At 57.2% G+C, this 15663-nt stretch carries 15 protein-coding genes; 5 read left to right on the top strand and 10 right to left on the bottom strand.

What is annotated here, in order from left to right:
* Positions 1-3 precede the first annotated feature (3 nt).
* The 6 genes from QQL78_RS19285 to QQL78_RS19260 all read right to left on the bottom strand — a co-directional run bounded on the left by QQL78_RS19285 (position 4) and on the right by QQL78_RS19260 (position 7510).
* Positions 4-918: a branched-chain amino acid ABC transporter permease gene (locus QQL78_RS19285; protein ID WP_007120583.1), complete on the bottom strand. Its 915-nt coding sequence runs from the start codon at positions 916-918 to the stop codon at positions 4-6.
* The gene (locus tag QQL78_RS19280; protein WP_284376219.1) at positions 915-1649 is read right to left on the bottom strand and encodes an ABC transporter ATP-binding protein; all 735 of its coding nucleotides are present in this window, start codon (positions 1647-1649) and stop codon (positions 915-917) included. The genes QQL78_RS19285 and QQL78_RS19280 overlap by 4 nt, the downstream gene beginning before the upstream one ends.
* A complete protein-coding gene (locus QQL78_RS19275; RefSeq protein WP_007120581.1) occupies positions 1649-2389 on the bottom strand; it encodes an ABC transporter ATP-binding protein in 741 nt (246 codons plus the stop codon). The genes QQL78_RS19280 and QQL78_RS19275 overlap by 1 nt, the downstream gene beginning before the upstream one ends.
* Before the next feature lie 83 nt (positions 2390-2472).
* Positions 2473-4428 carry a hydantoinase B/oxoprolinase family protein gene (locus tag QQL78_RS19270; RefSeq protein ID WP_152467148.1) on the bottom strand — a complete coding sequence of 652 codons (1956 nt, stop codon included), beginning with the start codon at positions 4426-4428 and terminating at the stop codon, positions 2473-2475.
* A gap of 4 nt (positions 4429-4432) precedes the next feature.
* A complete protein-coding gene (locus QQL78_RS19265) occupies positions 4433-6460 on the bottom strand; it encodes a hydantoinase/oxoprolinase family protein (RefSeq protein ID WP_007120579.1) in 2028 nt (675 codons plus the stop codon).
* Between the two features lie 87 nt (positions 6461-6547).
* The gene (locus QQL78_RS19260; protein ID WP_065331080.1) at positions 6548-7510 is read right to left on the bottom strand and encodes a helix-turn-helix domain-containing protein; all 963 of its coding nucleotides are present in this window, start codon (positions 7508-7510) and stop codon (positions 6548-6550) included.
* A gap of 551 nt (positions 7511-8061) precedes the next feature.
* On the opposite strand from QQL78_RS19260, the gene QQL78_RS19255 reads away from it, so the two are divergent.
* From QQL78_RS19255 to QQL78_RS19240, 4 genes are all read left to right on the top strand, one after another.
* Positions 8062-9435, top strand: coding sequence for an aspartate aminotransferase family protein (locus QQL78_RS19255; RefSeq protein WP_040701702.1), 1374 nt, complete (start codon positions 8062-8064; stop codon positions 9433-9435).
* 258 nt (positions 9436-9693) lie between these two features.
* Positions 9694-9822: a hypothetical protein gene (locus QQL78_RS19250; protein WP_007120576.1), complete on the top strand. Its 129-nt coding sequence runs from the start codon at positions 9694-9696 to the stop codon at positions 9820-9822.
* Positions 9823-9837: 15 nt separating this feature from the next.
* On the top strand, positions 9838-10185 hold the full coding sequence (locus QQL78_RS19245; protein WP_040701632.1) for an endonuclease toxin domain-containing protein: 348 nt from the start codon (positions 9838-9840) through the stop codon (positions 10183-10185).
* Complete coding sequence (locus QQL78_RS19240) at positions 10182-10751, top strand: contact-dependent growth inhibition system immunity protein (RefSeq protein ID WP_007120574.1); 570 nt, start codon at positions 10182-10184, stop codon at positions 10749-10751. The genes QQL78_RS19245 and QQL78_RS19240 overlap by 4 nt, the downstream gene beginning before the upstream one ends.
* A gap of 243 nt (positions 10752-10994) precedes the next feature.
* Here the strand turns inward: QQL78_RS19240 and QQL78_RS19235 are convergent, their stop codons facing one another.
* Positions 10995-11714 carry a helix-turn-helix transcriptional regulator gene (locus QQL78_RS19235; protein ID WP_040701630.1) on the bottom strand — a complete coding sequence of 240 codons (720 nt, stop codon included), beginning with the start codon at positions 11712-11714 and terminating at the stop codon, positions 10995-10997.
* 87 nt (positions 11715-11801) lie between these two features.
* Between QQL78_RS19235 and QQL78_RS19230 the strand changes: the two genes are divergently transcribed.
* The gene (locus QQL78_RS19230) at positions 11802-12197 is read left to right on the top strand and encodes a RidA family protein (protein WP_007120572.1); all 396 of its coding nucleotides are present in this window, start codon (positions 11802-11804) and stop codon (positions 12195-12197) included.
* A 434-nt stretch (positions 12198-12631) separates the two neighbouring features.
* On the opposite strand, the gene QQL78_RS19225 is transcribed toward QQL78_RS19230, so the two are convergent.
* Genes QQL78_RS19225 through QQL78_RS19215 form a run of 3 tightly spaced genes read right to left on the bottom strand, consistent with a single transcriptional unit; the run spans position 12632 to position 15644 of the window.
* Complete coding sequence (locus tag QQL78_RS19225) at positions 12632-13543, bottom strand: dihydrodipicolinate synthase family protein (RefSeq protein ID WP_152464277.1); 912 nt, start codon at positions 13541-13543, stop codon at positions 12632-12634.
* Between the two features lie 19 nt (positions 13544-13562).
* Positions 13563-14687, bottom strand: a complete 1125-nt coding sequence (locus QQL78_RS19220; RefSeq protein WP_152464276.1) for an aminotransferase — start codon at positions 14685-14687, stop codon at positions 13563-13565.
* Between the two features lie 12 nt (positions 14688-14699).
* Positions 14700-15644, bottom strand: coding sequence for an ornithine cyclodeaminase family protein (locus QQL78_RS19215; protein WP_152464275.1), 945 nt, complete (start codon positions 15642-15644; stop codon positions 14700-14702).
* Positions 15645-15663: the final 19 nt, after the last annotated feature.

The raw sequence follows: 15663 nt of genomic DNA, 5'->3' as shown, positions 1-15663 counted from the left end.
GTGCTAAACCCTCGGCTTCGTAGATCTCGGAGCGAACAATCCGTCGGGGCGCAGCAGCAAGCTGACAATGACCAGCGTATAAAGAAACGCATCACGGAAAGGCCGTGCTTCGAGCGGGAGGAACCCCTGCAAAATGACCGAAGCAGCGCCAATCAAAAATCCCGCCGCTACAGCACCGGGCAAACTGCCCAAACCGCCGATCACTGTGGCAATGAAGGCAACCAACATGATCTGCCCGCCCATGCGAATGTCTGCCACACCGGTTTGTGTGACCATGATCAGCGCCACAGCGGCAGCCAGCGCGCCAGACAGGGCAAAGGCGCCGGTGATAACCACATTGGCCCGCACACCCAAAAGCCGCGCCATGGTGAAATTCTCAGCCGCCGCGCGCATTTCCAGCCCGATCCGCGTGCGTTTCAAAAGCAAGGCAAGCGTCACAACAACGAGCAAAGTGGTGCAAATGACGATGATCTGTAGCAAAGGGATCGAGGCCCCTGCGATGCTGACGGGCTGGTTCAACTCTGGCCAGAGGCTTACTGCCTTGGGACGGCTGCTGTAGACCAACAGCAGTGTATTCTGGATCACGAACCCCAAGGCAAAAGATGAAATCATCATCGCCACAGGCGTGGCATTGCGCATGTGCCTGAAGACAAAGAACTCGGAGGCGACGGCGATTGCAGCGCCGATCAGCAGCAGCAGCGGGATCAGCAAAATCGCCGGCGCTTTGCCCAAGAACATGACGGCAACTGCGTCCGTCGAGGGCACAATCAATGCAAAAACGCAAAAGGCGATGTATTCGCCGTGGGCGAAATTCACCAGTTTCATCACCCCGAAGATCAGAGCAATCCCAAGTGCGGCCATGGCATAGATGCCCCCAAGGCTCAGCGCATCAAAGAGCAGCTGTGGAACGGCGTTCATGTCGCATCCTCCGACTGGTTTTGCCCAAAGTAGGCTTCCTTAAGCAGATCGCTTTCCGCAAAGCCTGCCGCATCGCCATCGCCGGCAACATGACCCCCGCGCAGCAACACCATGCGCCCGCCAACCCGGGCCGCGCGGGCCGAGCTCTGTTCAACGATGATCAGGGTCAAGCCGCGTTCGGCCTGCAGATTGACGAGCGTTTCATAGACCTGATCGACAATATTCGGAGCCAACCCAAGCGAAGGTTCATCCACCATCATCAGTTTGGGATTGGTCATCAAACCGCGCCCGATCGCCAACATCTGTTGCTGTCCGCCGGACAGTGCTCCGGCATTGGCATGCCGCCGCTCACCCAGGATAGGAAAGCTCTGGTAGATCCCGTCGATATCCGTTTCAATCGCCGCCTTGTCCTTCCGGATGCCCGTGCCCACACGCAGGTTTTCCTCGACTGTCAGCGTTCCGAAAACCTCGCGGCCTTCCGGAACCATAGTCAGACCCAAACGCGCTATCGCTTCGGGCGAGCGGCCATTCAGCACATCGCCTTCCACCTCAATGCGGCCATGGGTCGTGGCAACGGCTCCGCAAATCGCCTTGAGCAGAGAGGACTTGCCCGCCCCATTCGGCCCGGAGATGAACAGCCTCTCACCCTCTTGAACAGTAAAGGAAACATCCGACAGTGCAGGCACTTTGCCATACCGAACCGCGACATCGAAAACACCCAGCTTTGACATCACGCGTGCTCCATGTTTTCTGGCGCATGCTCTGCGCCCAGATAGGCTTCGCGTACCGCCTGGCTGGCCAGGATCTCGGTCTTGTCGCCCTCTTCGATGATCTTGCCCGCGTCCAGAACATAGACGTGGTTTGACAATGACAGGACAAGCCCGACGTTATGCTCGATCAACAGGACACCGCAGTTCAGCTCATCCGCGATCCGCCTGATGATTTGTGCCAGATCATCCGCTTCGGTTTCGGACATGCCTGCGGCGGGTTCGTCCAGCAGCAGGTAATCGGGGGCAAACATCAGCGCACGCGCAATGCCGACCCTGCGCTCGTCCGTATAGGGCAGCCCGGCTGCGGGCAGTTCGGCAAGATGCCCGGCCCCCATCCAGGACAACACGCGCAGCGCTTCGTCTTCGGAGGCGCGCCGCGAATGGCCAAGGCCCACCCCGGTCACTGCAAGATTGTCCAGTACATCCAGCCCGGAAAACAAGCGCCCGGCCTGGAACGTGCGCGCAAGACCCCGGCGGCGAATGTCATAGGGCGCTTTGGCGTTGATGTCCTGCCCATCCAGCATGACCGTGCCTGACGTGGGGTCCTGAAAGCCTGTGATGATGTTGACGCAGGTGGTTTTGCCTGCTCCGTTGGGGCCGATCAACCCGACAATTTCCGCCTTCTTTAGCGAAATCGTCACGTCATCCAGAGCCTTGAAGCCACCAAACGCAACGCTGATTGATTCCAGTTCCAATGACAAAATCTTATCCTTCGCGTTCCTGTTCCGACCGTTGTGCTCCACAGCCGCCAACCGATGGCGGCTGTGGGTCCTGGTGATGCTCACTAGGTCCAGTGTGCCACGCTGCGCCGCTCGAAACTCTCGCGGAACTGTTCGATCGTCTTGGGCAGCGGCTCGCCGGTTTCCCAATCCAGGATCACCGCATAGCGTCGCACGGCGTCCATCGCGTCGATCTCGCCGTTGCGATACATCTCGGCAACCTTTTCAGGATCAATGCGCGCCCAAGCCACGCGGTTTTCACGAATATGCGCCCGCAGTTTCTCGGTCTCGGCCTCATCGACCTCATATTCACACAAGTCCGCATCAATCTCTTTGATCACCACGCCGTAGTCCAACGCGGCTCGTTTGATAGAGACATAGTCATCCACCACATCCGTCAGAACAGCCTCTGTCTTGCGTTCAAGTGGGTCGCCAAAGCCGCCGCCCCCCGCGGTCGGGCGCGCAAACTCATCTCCCGAATACATCGGGAAGCCGGAGAAGACCGACCCAAGCCATTCGTGCGTGTCCGAGCCGGCGCGTTTGATGGTCAGACCATGCGGCATGGAGGGCAAACCACCATCAACACCCCAGACAACGGCGCGTTCGCGGTCGCATACATAGGACATGACGGATTTTTCACTTTCCAGAAGCAGGGAGGTTTTCTGCACCCCTGTCCCACCGCGCCATTTGCCCGGGCCTGCGCTGTCTTTTTTGATCTGAAATTCAAGCGTCCGGGTCGGGTTGACCCGCTCGTTGCCTTCGTTGGGCTGAGACATGAGCCCGGTTCCGAAGCAGGCTGTGGTGACGTCGCTGCCATCCTTACCGCGCCGTCCGCCCCAACCGCCGGGGAGCCATTCGTAGAACATGAATGTAGAGTCCTCCTCGCGCCGCTTGTCCGTGCCCCCCGCCAACAGGTATTCAAGATTGAATGCACAGGCGATGGCGCGCTCCGGCATGATCTCCGACCACATCTCGAAAACCGAGTTCATGATCTTTTCAAACGGCATCAGGAAGCCGGTGACCGCCGTGGGCCACTGGGCACTGACCACCGAATTTTCCGGCGCAGCGACAGAAAGCATCCGATAGAAGCCGGAGTTCAACGGCAGGTCAGGAAAGAAGGTCTTCATCCCCGCGACGACAGCCGAGAATGTGGCTCCCGGCGCGGAATTGTACATCGAACCAATCGTCGGGTGGCTGCCTTCGAAATCGTAGTGAATCTGATCACCCTTGATTGTCATCTTGATGTGGATCGGGATCATCCCCTCGCCACCTGACGGGTCCCGGTCGATGTAGTCGACGGATTTCCATGTGCCGTCGGGCAGCGCCGCAATACGCTGGCGCACGGCGCGTTCAACGTAGTCCTGCACCTCGTTCATGCCCTGCTTGACCTGCTCGCGCCCGTATTTGCGCACCAGCCGCAGGATTTCACGTTCGGCCACCTGCGTGGCCTGTGCCTGGCTGTGGATGTCACCGATAATCGACGCGGGGTCGCGTGTGTTGTTTGCGATCAGGTTGGCAACGTCGGAACAAAATTCGCCGGCACGGAATAGCCGGACAGGTGTGATCCGAACCGCCTCGCGGAACATGTCTTTCGCCGTCACATCAAAAGAACCGGGCACAGAGCCACCCAGATCAGACCAGTGCCCGTTTGACTGCGAAAACCCGATCAGCTCGTCTTCATCAAAGATCGGCCGCACCAGACGGACATCGCTGAAGTGCGTGCCGCCTGCGTAAGGATCGTTGATTGCGTAGACATCGCCGGGCATCATGTCGCCCTTGAAGACGCGAATAACGTCTTTGCAGGTAAAGTGCAGCGTGCCGACGTGCACCGCGATGTCATCGTTGCCCTGCGCAACCGAATTGCCTTCGGCATCATGCAGCGCGTTTGAAAAGTCGCGGTTGTAGATCACAAAGGAGTAACAGGTGCGCAGCATCTGCTCGGCCATCTGGTCAACGGATGTGATGAAGGAGTTCTTGAGAACTTCAAACGTGACGGGATCTAGGGCTTTTGAATCACTCATAGTATTACTCCTGCACTCGGATGAGAATGTTCATGTATTGATCGACTTCAGCAGTCGTGTTCGGCGGAATTACGGTGGTTGAATCGAACTGCTCGACAATGGCGGGGCCATCAAAGGTCGCACCGGCGGTCAGGTTTTCACGCTCGAAAATCATCGCCGTGTGGGCCTTGCCGTCAAACCAGACATCGCGTGTCTTGTCGGTCTTGGGCTTGTTCTTCCTCACCTCGTGCTTTTGCAGCTCGGCCTTGGGAACCATACCCGTCGCCGTCAGCCCCACACGGAAGATCGACACCGGTGCGTCATCCCGGCGGAAGTTGAATTCGCGCTGGTGTTCGCTGTGGAACCCGTCGATCAAGGCCTCAATATCGGTGACCTTGGACGGCGCAGATACTGCCAAGGCACGCCATTGGCCCTGATACATCATCTCGACCGTGCGCTGCATGACAATGTCCTTGGGCGCTACGCCTTCGTGCTTCAAACGATCAGCGGCCATGGCCTCCAGCCGCTCGAAGGCGGCCTCCAAATCCTCCGGCTTGGTATCAGCCGCAGCAGCCATGAAGCTGTCTGAGAAGTCGTGCTGGATATCGACCAGCAGGCAACCCAGAGCCGATGTCACACCCGGATTGGGCGGGATAATGACAGTCGGGATCGACAACTCCTTGGCAATTGCCGCACCATGCAACGCCCCGGCTCCGCCAAACGCCACAAGCGCGAAGTCCCGTGGGTCATAACCTCGGCTAATCGACAGCAAACGCACCGCATTGGCCATATTTGCGTTTGCAACCGCAACCACGGCTTCGGCGGCTTCGTGCAGCTCCATTCCGAAAGGCTCGGCCACAGTCTCTCTGACCGACGCTTCGGCCAGGGCGGGATCAAGGGTAATCTTGCCCCCCGCGAGCGATGTGCCAAGGCGGCCCAGCACAACATTGGCGTCCGTGTTTGTGGCCACTTCATTGCCGTTCTTGTAGCAGGCAGGCCCAGGGAAGGCGCCCGCAGATTGCGGTCCGTTGCGCAGTGACCCGCCTTCGTCTTTCCACGCCAGAGATCCGCCGCCCGCACCAATGGTCAGCACTTCGATCGACGGGAACCGGATCGGATAGCCATATTCGATATACCAGTCTTTGGTGACACGCGACTTGCCTTCATACACCAAGGATACGTCCGTGCTGGTCCCGCCCATGTCAAAACCGATAGAATTGTCAAACCCGCAAAGGTTGCCAATAAAGCGGCTGGCAATCGCGCCCGCGGCAATGCCCGACCCTGCCAGACGCGCGGCAAAGTCTTTAACGCTGGCCGGGGTCATCACGCCGCCGCCCGTGTGCAGCAACAGCAGATCGCGTTCGTAGCCGCCGTCAGCCAGCTTACCCTCAAGGCGCGCTACATAATCAACGACCGAAGGCGACACGACCGCGTTTGCCATCGTTGTCGAGAAACGCTCGTGCTCAAAAATCTCCGGCAGGACCTGTGAAGAGATCGACACCGGCACATCCGGCATCACACTCAGCAGAATGTCTCGCATCCGCTCTTCATTGGCCCCATTGGTGTAAGAGTTCATAAAGCAGACAGCAACAGAGGCGACTTTGCGCTTCTTCAAAACATGCGCGATGCGCAGCGCTTCTTTTTCGTCCAGCTTTTCCAGAACCGTGCCGTTCGCGTCGACGCATTCACGGACGGTCAGACGGTCCCGACGCGGGATGTAGGGCTTGGCCACATCTTTGTAGGTGTCCCACAGATCCTCCTTGTTGGCCCGGCGGATTTCGACCACGTCGCGGAACCCTTCGGTGCAGATCATCGCAGAGCGCGCCAAATTACGTGTGATCAGCGCGTTTGTTGCCACGGTTGTCCCGTGCGAAAACATCGACACCTCGCTGAGGTCGATGCCGCCCTGATCAATCCCGTTGAGAATGGCAACCATCGGGTCATCCGGTGTCGATGACGTCTTTTCGATGCGGATCGCACCCGTTGTTTCGTCCATAATGACGACGTCGGTAAACGTCCCACCCACATCTACGGCAACTCTTGTGTTCTTCATGTCTACATCCTTCAAAAGACAACAGGGGATCAGGAAGGCGCCGGCGAAAGCCGACCCTACTTGGGGGTTTTCGGTTTTAGCTAAGGGTTACGGAGGGGCCGTCTTCTGGCCTTGCTGCGCGGCTTTGCGCGTTTCGGTCGGTGTGCAGCCGAACTGCGCACGATAGGCTTTGTTAAACTGGGATTGATCCGAAAACCCCCACCGATGGGCTATCTCGGCAATTGTGATGGGCCCTACGACGCTCAGGTCCTCGCGCGCGCGCACCAGACGCTTTTCGCGGATGAACCCGGAAACCGACCTGCCCGACTCCGAGAACAGTTGTTGCAGATAGCGCTGCGACACATTGCAGGCCTCTGCCACAAGACTTGAGGAGAGATTCTCATTGAAGAGGTTGTTGCGGATAAACTGTTCTGCGCGGTGCAGATGTGCTGCGCGGATTGTCGAGGTTTCGCTGTCCAGCACACGGTCATCTTTGCGGATTGAGAGGCACAGCAGATCAAGGATGTGCTTGCCAGCGGCCGCGCGCGCCTGCTCATCAAGCAAATCGACGTGCAGCGCCGTTGTCTTGACGGTATCCAGAAAATAACTGGCCACGCCGGCTGTGCCATCAAAACTCAGCGCGCCCAAACGGTCTGTTGGGCCGATGCGGGCCCGCACGCTTTCGGAAGACACCTTCAGCACCAACAGCTCGTTCGTCTGTTCATGCCAGAACTCGTAGGGCAAATCGCCCCGTTCTACCAGAAACTCGCCCGGTGAACATTTCGCCTGGCGGGCATTCTGGTCAAAGCCGACCGTCCCCAATCTTGGAATGGTAATCAGCAGACTGCTTTCAACTTCGTCCAGAAAGTGCCGCTTGTGCCTTTTGTAGAGAATGCCATCGCAACGCATCTGCGACAGACCGACGATACCGAGGTTCCAAGTATTGAGATCACCTGAAAAGGACTGGTCATCCGCCATCGTGGTCTCTAGGGGAAAGAACGTATCTGAGACAGCCGCCTGCCACTGGGTGGCAGTCATGAGCTTGTTTGCAGTTTTGTCCTTCTGATTCATCTAACGTCCCCAAAACACAAATGGCGAAAACACAACTGTCTCATGTGTTAAAATGATCGTAGCACCGTTCCGGCCAACCACTTTGGCAAAAAACGCACAAACTCTTGTGTCACGTGTCAATTCGCGCACTTGCGATTCTTTCATCGGGCCCAGAAAGGCCCTGGAAAATCCTAAATATCTAACTAAAACATATTTTTACCAACCATTTGCAGCGCGAGAACACCGCCAAATCGGGTCTTGGTTTTGTGAAACGGAAAGCTGCGAAGGCAACAACCTGAGCGGGATTGGGCCGCATTTTCCCCAAGATTCACGGCCGCTGCGCTTCAAAAAAACGAAGCATCCAAACAGAATCACAGGATGGAAGTGTCCTCAAACCACGACCGAAATCCCGGCGGGCGTTTCTGCTTCAAATGGGCGGCCTCGCTGGCCCGCAGACAGGATGCTCGGAACAAAACTGCTTGCTAAAAGCAAGAAAGCGGCGATAGCATTGAGGGCAAATCGCGGCCCCCTGCCGCGTGAAAAACGCCAACTTACAAGAAGTGATGCCTGCCATGGATGTGCGACCAAATTCAGACGAAGCCCGTGATATCGCTTATCATTTTCACAGCTATACCAATGCCGAAGCGCATGAAAAAATTGGTCCGCTGATCATTGAATCAGGCGAGGGAATCCACGTCACCGACTCAAACGGCAACCGCTATATCGAGGGCATGTCCGGCCTTTGGAGCGTGGCAGTCGGGTTCAACGAACAACGCCTTGTGGATGTCGCCAGCCGGCAAATGCAAAAGCTGCCTTACTACCACAACTTCTCGCACCGCTCGCATGGTCCGGCGATTGATCTTGCTGAAAAGCTGATCGAAATAGCCCCCGTGCCAATGAGCAAGGTTTTCTATACCAACTCGGGCTCCGAGGCGAACGATACGATCGTCAAGATGGTCTGGTATCGCTCGAACGCGCTCGGCAAGCCCGAGAAAAAGAAGATCATCTCGCGCCTGCGCGGCTATCACGGCGTGACAGTCGCAGCCGCGTCGATGACGGGTCTGCCCTATAACCACAAGTCCTTCGATCTGCCGATGGAGGGCATCTTGCACACCACTTGCCCGCACTACTGGCGCGAAGGTCAGGACGGCGAAAGCGAAGAAGCTTTTGCGTCACGCTGTGCCCAAGATCTTGATGATATGATCCAATCAGAGGGCCCCGAAACTGTAGCCGCATTCATCGCCGAGCCTGTCATGGGCGCGGGCGGTGTTGTTGTTCCTCCGGCGACCTACTGGGAGAAAATCCAAGCGGTTCTGGCGAAATACGATATCCTTCTTATCGCAGATGAAGTGATTTGCGGTTTTGGCCGCACGGGCAACATGTTTGGCTCTACAACCTTTGACATAAAGCCCGACATTCTCACCATGTCCAAGCAGATCACCTCCAGCTATTTCCCCTTTTCGGCTTTCATGATCAACGATCGGGTCTATCAGCCAATCGCCGACGAAAGCGGGCGCATCGGTGTTCTGGGGCATGGCTATACGGGCGGTGGCCACCCCGTCGGCGCAGCCGTAGCGCTGGAAAACATCAAGATTATCGAAGAGCGCGATCTTGTGGCCAATGCCGCCGAACGCGGTGCAGAATTGCAAGCTGGATTGACCGACCTGACGTCCCACCCTCTCGTTGGAGAGGCACGTGGCATTGGCCTCATAGGCGCACTTGAATTGATCGCCCCAGAGGGTAAATCAGGCGATTTTGCCCCTGGAAAACTCGGCGCCCAAATGAACGCAATCATGCTGCGCAACGGCCTCATCTCACGTAATATGACAGACGCGATGGCATTTTGTCCGCCATTGATAGTGGGCGCGAATGACGTGCGAGAAATCATCCAGATCACAAAAAAGAGTCTGGAGGAACTGGCCGCAGACATAAACGGGGCCGCCTAGTCAGGGGAACGACAAGCCAGAACTCTTACCCTTTCCCATCCGGGAAAAACTTGGGTCGGCCTGTCTACACATTTTCCGGGTGGCGCCTGTCACGCGAGCTGATCTTTACAAATCTCGTTCAACCAAGAGCTTCTTCGGGTGAACCTTTGCTGAGCGGCTTTCAGACCGGCGAGACTCCGTTCTTGTTGACGGCCTCTTCGTTGCTTTGGTGCGTTGCGGCGGCGCGGGCCGAGCTGTGACGCGCAGGACGCGGACGACATGCGCGACGCGCTTCTGCATGAGGCGGCAGAGGCGCGCCGCTTGCCCTCTGATCCTGACTGGGACGTCATCGAAAACTCCGGCCTCACCTGGGGCGGGCCGATCAGGGAGCAGGGTGGACCGTGGTAGGATCACCTGGAACGATTGGGCGGTTTGGGAGAGCGCACGCCCGACAACTTCAAGACGTTCGATTTCTTCGACGAAGATCGAGGCCTTGCCACAAGCGCAAAGACGCTCGAAACCCGCGCGCCGGGATATGTGGACCGGCCCAGTCGTATTTTTGGTGCTTTGAAGCGTTACATCGACCAAATTGACCACTTCGAGTACGACAACAAGAAGGGCATTGAAATCAGCGCGGACGAAATCGACATCAAACGCCTGGAACTTGCCGTGCCCGACGGAACCACCCCGGAACAGTTTACTCAAATTCAACGTGCGATAGACTACGCTGAGAGTTTGGGGATCGACGTAGAAGTGAGCCGTATCCGATGAAAAAAGTCCTGACCACAGAAGAATGGATTGCGAAACGGCGTGCTGAAGCGGCGGAGCGAAAAAAGCGCTCCAAGCCTCCCAAAGAACGCAAAAGTGCCTTTGTTACGAGCTATCGCAAATTCACGGAAATCGCCTCACAAGCGGTGTATGGTAGCGCGCATTTGGACCCCAAGGGATATCATGAGTATCTACCGCCAGACCTAACTGCGCTCGAAATCGCTGGCCACGCGCGGGCCGCCCTTTTGGCCAGCCGGTTCATCACGCCAAAACATCCAGAGTGGGACGACGTCATCCGGATTCCGACAAAGGAAGAATTCAAGGCGTGGGAGGAAGCAGACAAGGCGCGCGCTGGTGTCAAGACTTTGAAAGCGCTGTTTAACGGTGCGGGCCATGTTTCGTTAACATTGCGGGACGGCAAGATCGCAATCAAGCCAACGCGCTATCGCGGACATGGCCATTGGGAGGGTATTCGCGGCCAAGAAGATACGGTCTTGCCGGAAGACGTGTCAGTCGAAGAGCTTGGCAGGGCTATTCTGGACGCACTGGACATAAGCCGCTCAGCGTAGGTCCCTGAGTCGACGACGCCTGCTAAAGCAACCATTGGCACAAACGCAGCGAAAGCTCACAAAGTACCGCACCGCGGGCCTTTGGTGCGGACGCAGCGAATTCGTGGTTTCTGCGGTTTGCCCTTTGCGCGGAACGCAGTCTTGAGTGCCGGGCATGCTTGTGGGGCGGCCGCTCCTTCATTGCGAAAGCCTCTGATGTTGAGCGTGATGTGTGCGCGCCTGAGGGTGGCGCGGTTTTGGGGGTCAGCGCGGCAGGTCGTTGTAGGGACAAACATCTTTTTCAAAGGGCACATGCCTGCGCCGGAAGGGCGGGCCGCTGACAAGCTCAGGGCCTGTGATGCGATCCATGCGGAAGTGCCGGAAATCTTCGCGCGCCGGATCCCATGCGACAAGATACCAGAGCGGTTGCAAGATGAGCATGGCCTGCGGCTCGACATTGCGCAGGCTGCGCGCGCCTTTGGCATCCCGATACTCAAAGCGGAGGTGCTGGCGCGCCAGAAAGGCTTTTTCAAAAGCGGGCAGCAGGGCGGGGTCGATTGTGCCCAGGTCAGACAGGTCCTGTTTGGGCGAGAGTTGGCCGATGTGCAGGCAGGCGAGGAAGCGGCGCAGATCGCGCACTTTGTCAGACGGCAGGGCGCGCTCGATCTTGGCGAGGCCTGCATCTGCGAGATCGGAGAAGGGCAGGTTCTGGGCGGCGCGCACGGCGGCCACGCTGATCAGCAGCGCGAAGACTTCGGCCACAGAGAGGCGGGCGGTTGTTTGCATGGACTGGGGGTCAAGCTGCACGCCACCGCCGCGCCCGCTTTCGGAATGGATGACAAAGCCTTCGTCACGCAAGGCGGCGATGTCGCGCAGGAGCGTGCGTCTGGAGGTGCCGACCTCTTCGGCGAGCTCCGCGACGGTTGATGTGCCGTTGCGCCGAAGGCTGCGCACGATGGCGTCATGTCTCTGTCTGATATTCATTTTGCCACTCTAGCACATATGGTGACAAAATTTGGCACTTATTGGCAATAGGGCTTTCTTATCGAAATCAACAAAGGAAAATCAAAGATGCAACGCAGAGCCGTAAATCCGTGGGACTGGTCCTTGAAGCTGGGATACAATCAGGCAGAAGTCATTGAAGGGCCGCGGCGGCAGCTTATTTGTGCTGGCCAGACGGCTGTAGACGGGCAGGGCAAGCCCCAGCATCCGAACGACATGCGCGCGCAGATTGCTTTGGCGCTGGACAACCTTGAGGCCGTGCTGGCCGGAGCGGATATGTCGCTTGGAGATGTTATCCGGCTTGGGGTCTATGCCACGGATGTGGACGAGGCGTTGAAGAACTTCGACCTGCTGGGCATGCGTTTCGGGCCGCTAAACTGCGCACCGCCGATGACGCTTCTGGGGGTGACGCGTTTGGCTCTTCCGGGTTTGCTCTTTGAGATCGAGGCGACAGCGGCGGCCTAGGCCCTGTGCGAGAAGAGGGTGCGCAGCGGCTGCGCACCCTTGGGCAACGGCGAAGCGCTGACGGGGAACGGCATTTTTTGTTTTCAGAGTGCTTAAGGCTGCGAAACCGCCCGTTAAACTTTGGCCAAATCGCCAGAAACAGGGGGGTGAAAAGCGTGCACAACCCGTGCACAAAGCGTGCACTGGCTGAAACGGGGTTTTGGTCACGGAAAATTAATTAATGGGGCGTTCGGTGGGGGTGAGGTTTTGGCCTGAGCTGCCGTTGATGATACGCGCGGCGAACGGCGGGTGTGAGCCCAGACTCACTGATGCTGCGCGCTGAACGAATGTCCGGTATTGGGATACTGATAAATCTACCGATAAGCGTTGGAACAAAACACAGAGGTCGGGAATTGGGAGCGGTAAGGTGGTCTGATACCATTGGCATTTGCGTGCTATGTGGGGAAATTCCAAAAGTTAGTTTCTCCTCGCGCGGCCAGAAACTGCTGGTCGGCATCGGACAATGGGCGCAATGGAGGGCGAAGAGTTCGCCAGTTTCCATTCCTAGACCGATGGGCAAGCACCTCTTTCACGGCTTGGGTAACCGGCAATTTTAGCAGAGTTTCAACCCAAGCTAATTCCATGCGAGATTGCGCCGCCCGAGCACTGGGGGAGTTAGCTCGCCAACCCTCAGATATTTCGAAAAGTTCAGCCGGAAGTAAATTTGCCGTGGCCGTAATTGCGCCGTGCCCACCAGCTTCAAGAACCGGCCAGAGCAGGTTGTCATCCCCGGTGAACACTGAAAGCTCGGGGAACTGAGTAACATATTCAAGCGTTGCCGATAGGTCGCCAGAGCTGTCTTTGATACCTGAGAACACGCCGGGATAAGCGGATAAAAGGTGCCGGATGGTGCGAATACCGATCCCCGCACCTGTTGCTTCGGGGAAGTGGTAGAACACGATATTCCTGACTTCAGATCCCAGCTGATCAACCAAACCTGAGTAGAATTCAATCACACCATCATCATCAGCTGGCCTGAAAAAGAAAGGCGGGTGGATCAGCGTGCCTGCGCACCCTTGATCCGTTGCATGTTTGGTCAAAGCGGCTGTGTCTTCGATGGACGCGCAGCCGGTTCCCACGATCAAAGCTGATGGCGCAATGCCATCAGCGATCAGACCTTCGAGGGCGCGCATGCGTTCTGTGAGGCCGAAAGACGGCCCTTCGCCGGTCGTTCCGAACAGGACCGCACCATCACAGCCATTGGCAAGGACCCATGCGCAATGCTGCGAAAGTGTGCTTGTATCAATGGCCCCGCGCGCATCCAATGGAGTCACCAAAGCCGCGCAGAGTTTTGGAAGAGTGTACATTATCGCCTCCAATTGGGCACTATTCAGAAAGTTCAGTCAGGTAGGTGCTTAGCTTTTCTAAACCCGCCCTCAGAACATCGGTGCTGTTGGAATATCCGATGCGCACGTAGCCCTCCATGTCGAAGGCATCGCCCGGGGTCATCATAACACCTGTTTTCTGCAAAAGATCGACGCAGAACCCTCGCGACGTGATTGGCACATCAATCTTGAGCATTGCCGTCGTTCCGGCGCTTGGTTTGACCCAAGAGATGCGCGGTTGTGCGGCGACCCATTCCGCAAGGATCGCAAGGTTGTCGCGGGTGATCTTTTGGCTACGCGCCAATAGTTTGTCTTTGTTTTCCAAGGCCATCGCCGCGAAATGGTCGTTGATCATCCCGACAGAAATCGTGTCGTAGTCACGGTGGATCAGAACCTTCTCGGTCACTTCAGCAGGTGCCACGACCCAGCCGACGCGTAGGCCAGCCAAGGAATAGGCCTTGGACATACCGGCCGTGGCGATGCCTTTCTCGTAGACGTCCACAATCGACGGGGTCATGCCATCGCCGGTTTGCCCTGTGCCACGATAGACCTCATCACAAAGAACATAGGCCCCAACTTCGCGGGCGATCTGCGCGATCTCTTCAAGCATCGGGCGTTCGATCAACGCGCCGGTGGGGTTGTTGGGGTTTGTCAGCGCGATCAGTTTGGTGTCAGGCGTCACCAAGGCACGCAATGCGTCAAGATCAGGCAGGAATCCATCCTCGGCGCGTAGGCGCAAGATTTGAACATCTGCCTCGATGCTTGCAGGGATGGAGTAATGCTGTTGATACGTGGGCACGATCGAAACCACCCGATCCCCGCGCGACACCAATGATTTATGCACCAGCGTATTCGCCGCGATGGTCCCGTGGGTGACAGTGATATTGGCAATGTCTTTATCAGCGTAAAGCGTCGAAATCGCAGTCCGCAGACGGGTCGAACCCTCGATCGCACCGTAGGTCATTTTCATCGGCAGCAGCGCAGATAGATCATCGCTGTTGCGACCGGACATTTGCAGCAACTCATCAATCGTGATGCTGGCAACGCAGGTTTCGGCAAGATTATAGGTGCAGTGGTTTTCCCACTCGTTCATCCAGATCTCGACTTTGAACGGTTCGATATGCATGGCGTAGGTCCTTTACGCTGTGGCGTGTTGATAGACGGCGTAGCCGATCGCGATGTCCTCAAGGCCGAGGCCAATGGATCGAAAGAAGACAGGGCGATCCGCGTCAGGTTTGGCGCAGGATGCAACGCAAAGCTCTGCCAGATCGCCGCAGATATCATTCGCAGACCATCCGCTTTCTTGCGCAATTACCATGTCACCGGCCGCATTTGGTGTCGTGGCGCGGTAGTCGCAATAGACTTGTGCGGTCTTCAGAAATGCTGGGTCAACTTCATGGGCACGCGCCACATTGGTGCTGATCGAGGTGACAAGCGCATTTGAGGCAAAATCGGCCACGTCCACAACAGGCGTACCCGATGACGTACACAGCATGACGACATCTGCCTCTTGGACAGCGACTTTAGCCGTATCGGCTAAGGTGATGCCGGATTGTAGTCCTTGCCATTTTGCCTGTGTTTCCGGCACGCTCGCTAAACTTGGCGAGTACACACGCACATCTGCCCAATCGCGCAGCCCGGCGACATGACGCATATGCGCTTGTGCCACAGCACCTGAACCAATGACCGCAAGCTTGAGGGGACGATCATTTGGCGCGAGCAAATCAACCGCGAGCGCGGTCGTCGCGGCGGTACGTTCTGTCGTTAAAGCGCCCGCGTCCAGCAAGGCCAGCGGTTGGCCCGTCTCCATCGACATCAGAACCGACCACGCGGTGATGATGGGGCCGCCGTCACGCGGCAAGTAGGGTGACAGTTTTGCGCCAAAAACGCCCGCGCCGCCAAGCGCCCCGAGATATGTGATGAAATCACCGCCTTGGGGAAATTCGGTAATGGTCTGCGGCGGTTGAACTGCACGATCTTGTCCAAGCTCTGTGAAAAGGTCTCGCATTGCTTCAACAATATCGATCTTGCCCAATGCGTTAGAAACGGTTTCTCTGTCGAGAGTAATTGGGGTGTTTGCCATTGCGTTAATCCTTTTTGGC

The organism is Sulfitobacter pacificus (genome assembly GCF_030159975.1).
In the GTDB taxonomy this organism is placed as follows: Bacteria; Pseudomonadota; Alphaproteobacteria; order Rhodobacterales; family Rhodobacteraceae; genus Sulfitobacter; species Sulfitobacter pacificus.
The sequence above is the reverse complement of the archived record's forward strand: the minus strand, read 5'-3'. Positions and strand labels throughout refer to the sequence as shown.

Bases quoted from the DNA above. Each gene is read 5' to 3' on its own strand.
- QQL78_RS19285 (WP_007120583.1), bottom strand. From the start codon at position 918: ATGAACGCCGTTCCACAGCTGCTCTTTGATGCGCTGAGCCTTGGGGGC.
- QQL78_RS19280 (WP_284376219.1), bottom strand. From the start codon at position 1,649: ATGTCAAAGCTGGGTGTTTTCGATGTCGCGGTTCGGTATGGCAAAGTG.
- QQL78_RS19270 (WP_152467148.1), bottom strand. From the start codon at position 4,428: ATGAGTGATTCAAAAGCCCTAGATCCCGTCACGTTTGAAGTTCTCAAG.
- QQL78_RS19265 (WP_007120579.1), bottom strand. From the start codon at position 6,460: ATGAAGAACACAAGAGTTGCCGTAGATGTGGGTGGGACGTTTACCGAC.
- QQL78_RS19260 (WP_065331080.1), bottom strand. From the start codon at position 7,510: ATGAATCAGAAGGACAAAACTGCAAACAAGCTCATGACTGCCACCCAG.
- QQL78_RS19255 (WP_040701702.1), top strand. From the start codon at position 8,062: ATGGATGTGCGACCAAATTCAGACGAAGCCCGTGATATCGCTTATCAT.
- QQL78_RS19250 (WP_007120576.1), top strand. From the start codon at position 9,694: ATGCGCGACGCGCTTCTGCATGAGGCGGCAGAGGCGCGCCGCTTGCCC.
- QQL78_RS19240 (WP_007120574.1), top strand. From the start codon at position 10,182: ATGAAAAAAGTCCTGACCACAGAAGAATGGATTGCGAAACGGCGTGCT.
- QQL78_RS19235 (WP_040701630.1), bottom strand. From the start codon at position 11,714: ATGAATATCAGACAGAGACATGACGCCATCGTGCGCAGCCTTCGGCGC.
- QQL78_RS19230 (WP_007120572.1), top strand. From the start codon at position 11,802: ATGCAACGCAGAGCCGTAAATCCGTGGGACTGGTCCTTGAAGCTGGGA.
- QQL78_RS19225 (WP_152464277.1), bottom strand. From the start codon at position 13,543: ATGTACACTCTTCCAAAACTCTGCGCGGCTTTGGTGACTCCATTGGAT.
- QQL78_RS19220 (WP_152464276.1), bottom strand. From the start codon at position 14,687: ATGCATATCGAACCGTTCAAAGTCGAGATCTGGATGAACGAGTGGGAA.
- QQL78_RS19215 (WP_152464275.1), bottom strand. From the start codon at position 15,644: ATGGCAAACACCCCAATTACTCTCGACAGAGAAACCGTTTCTAACGCA.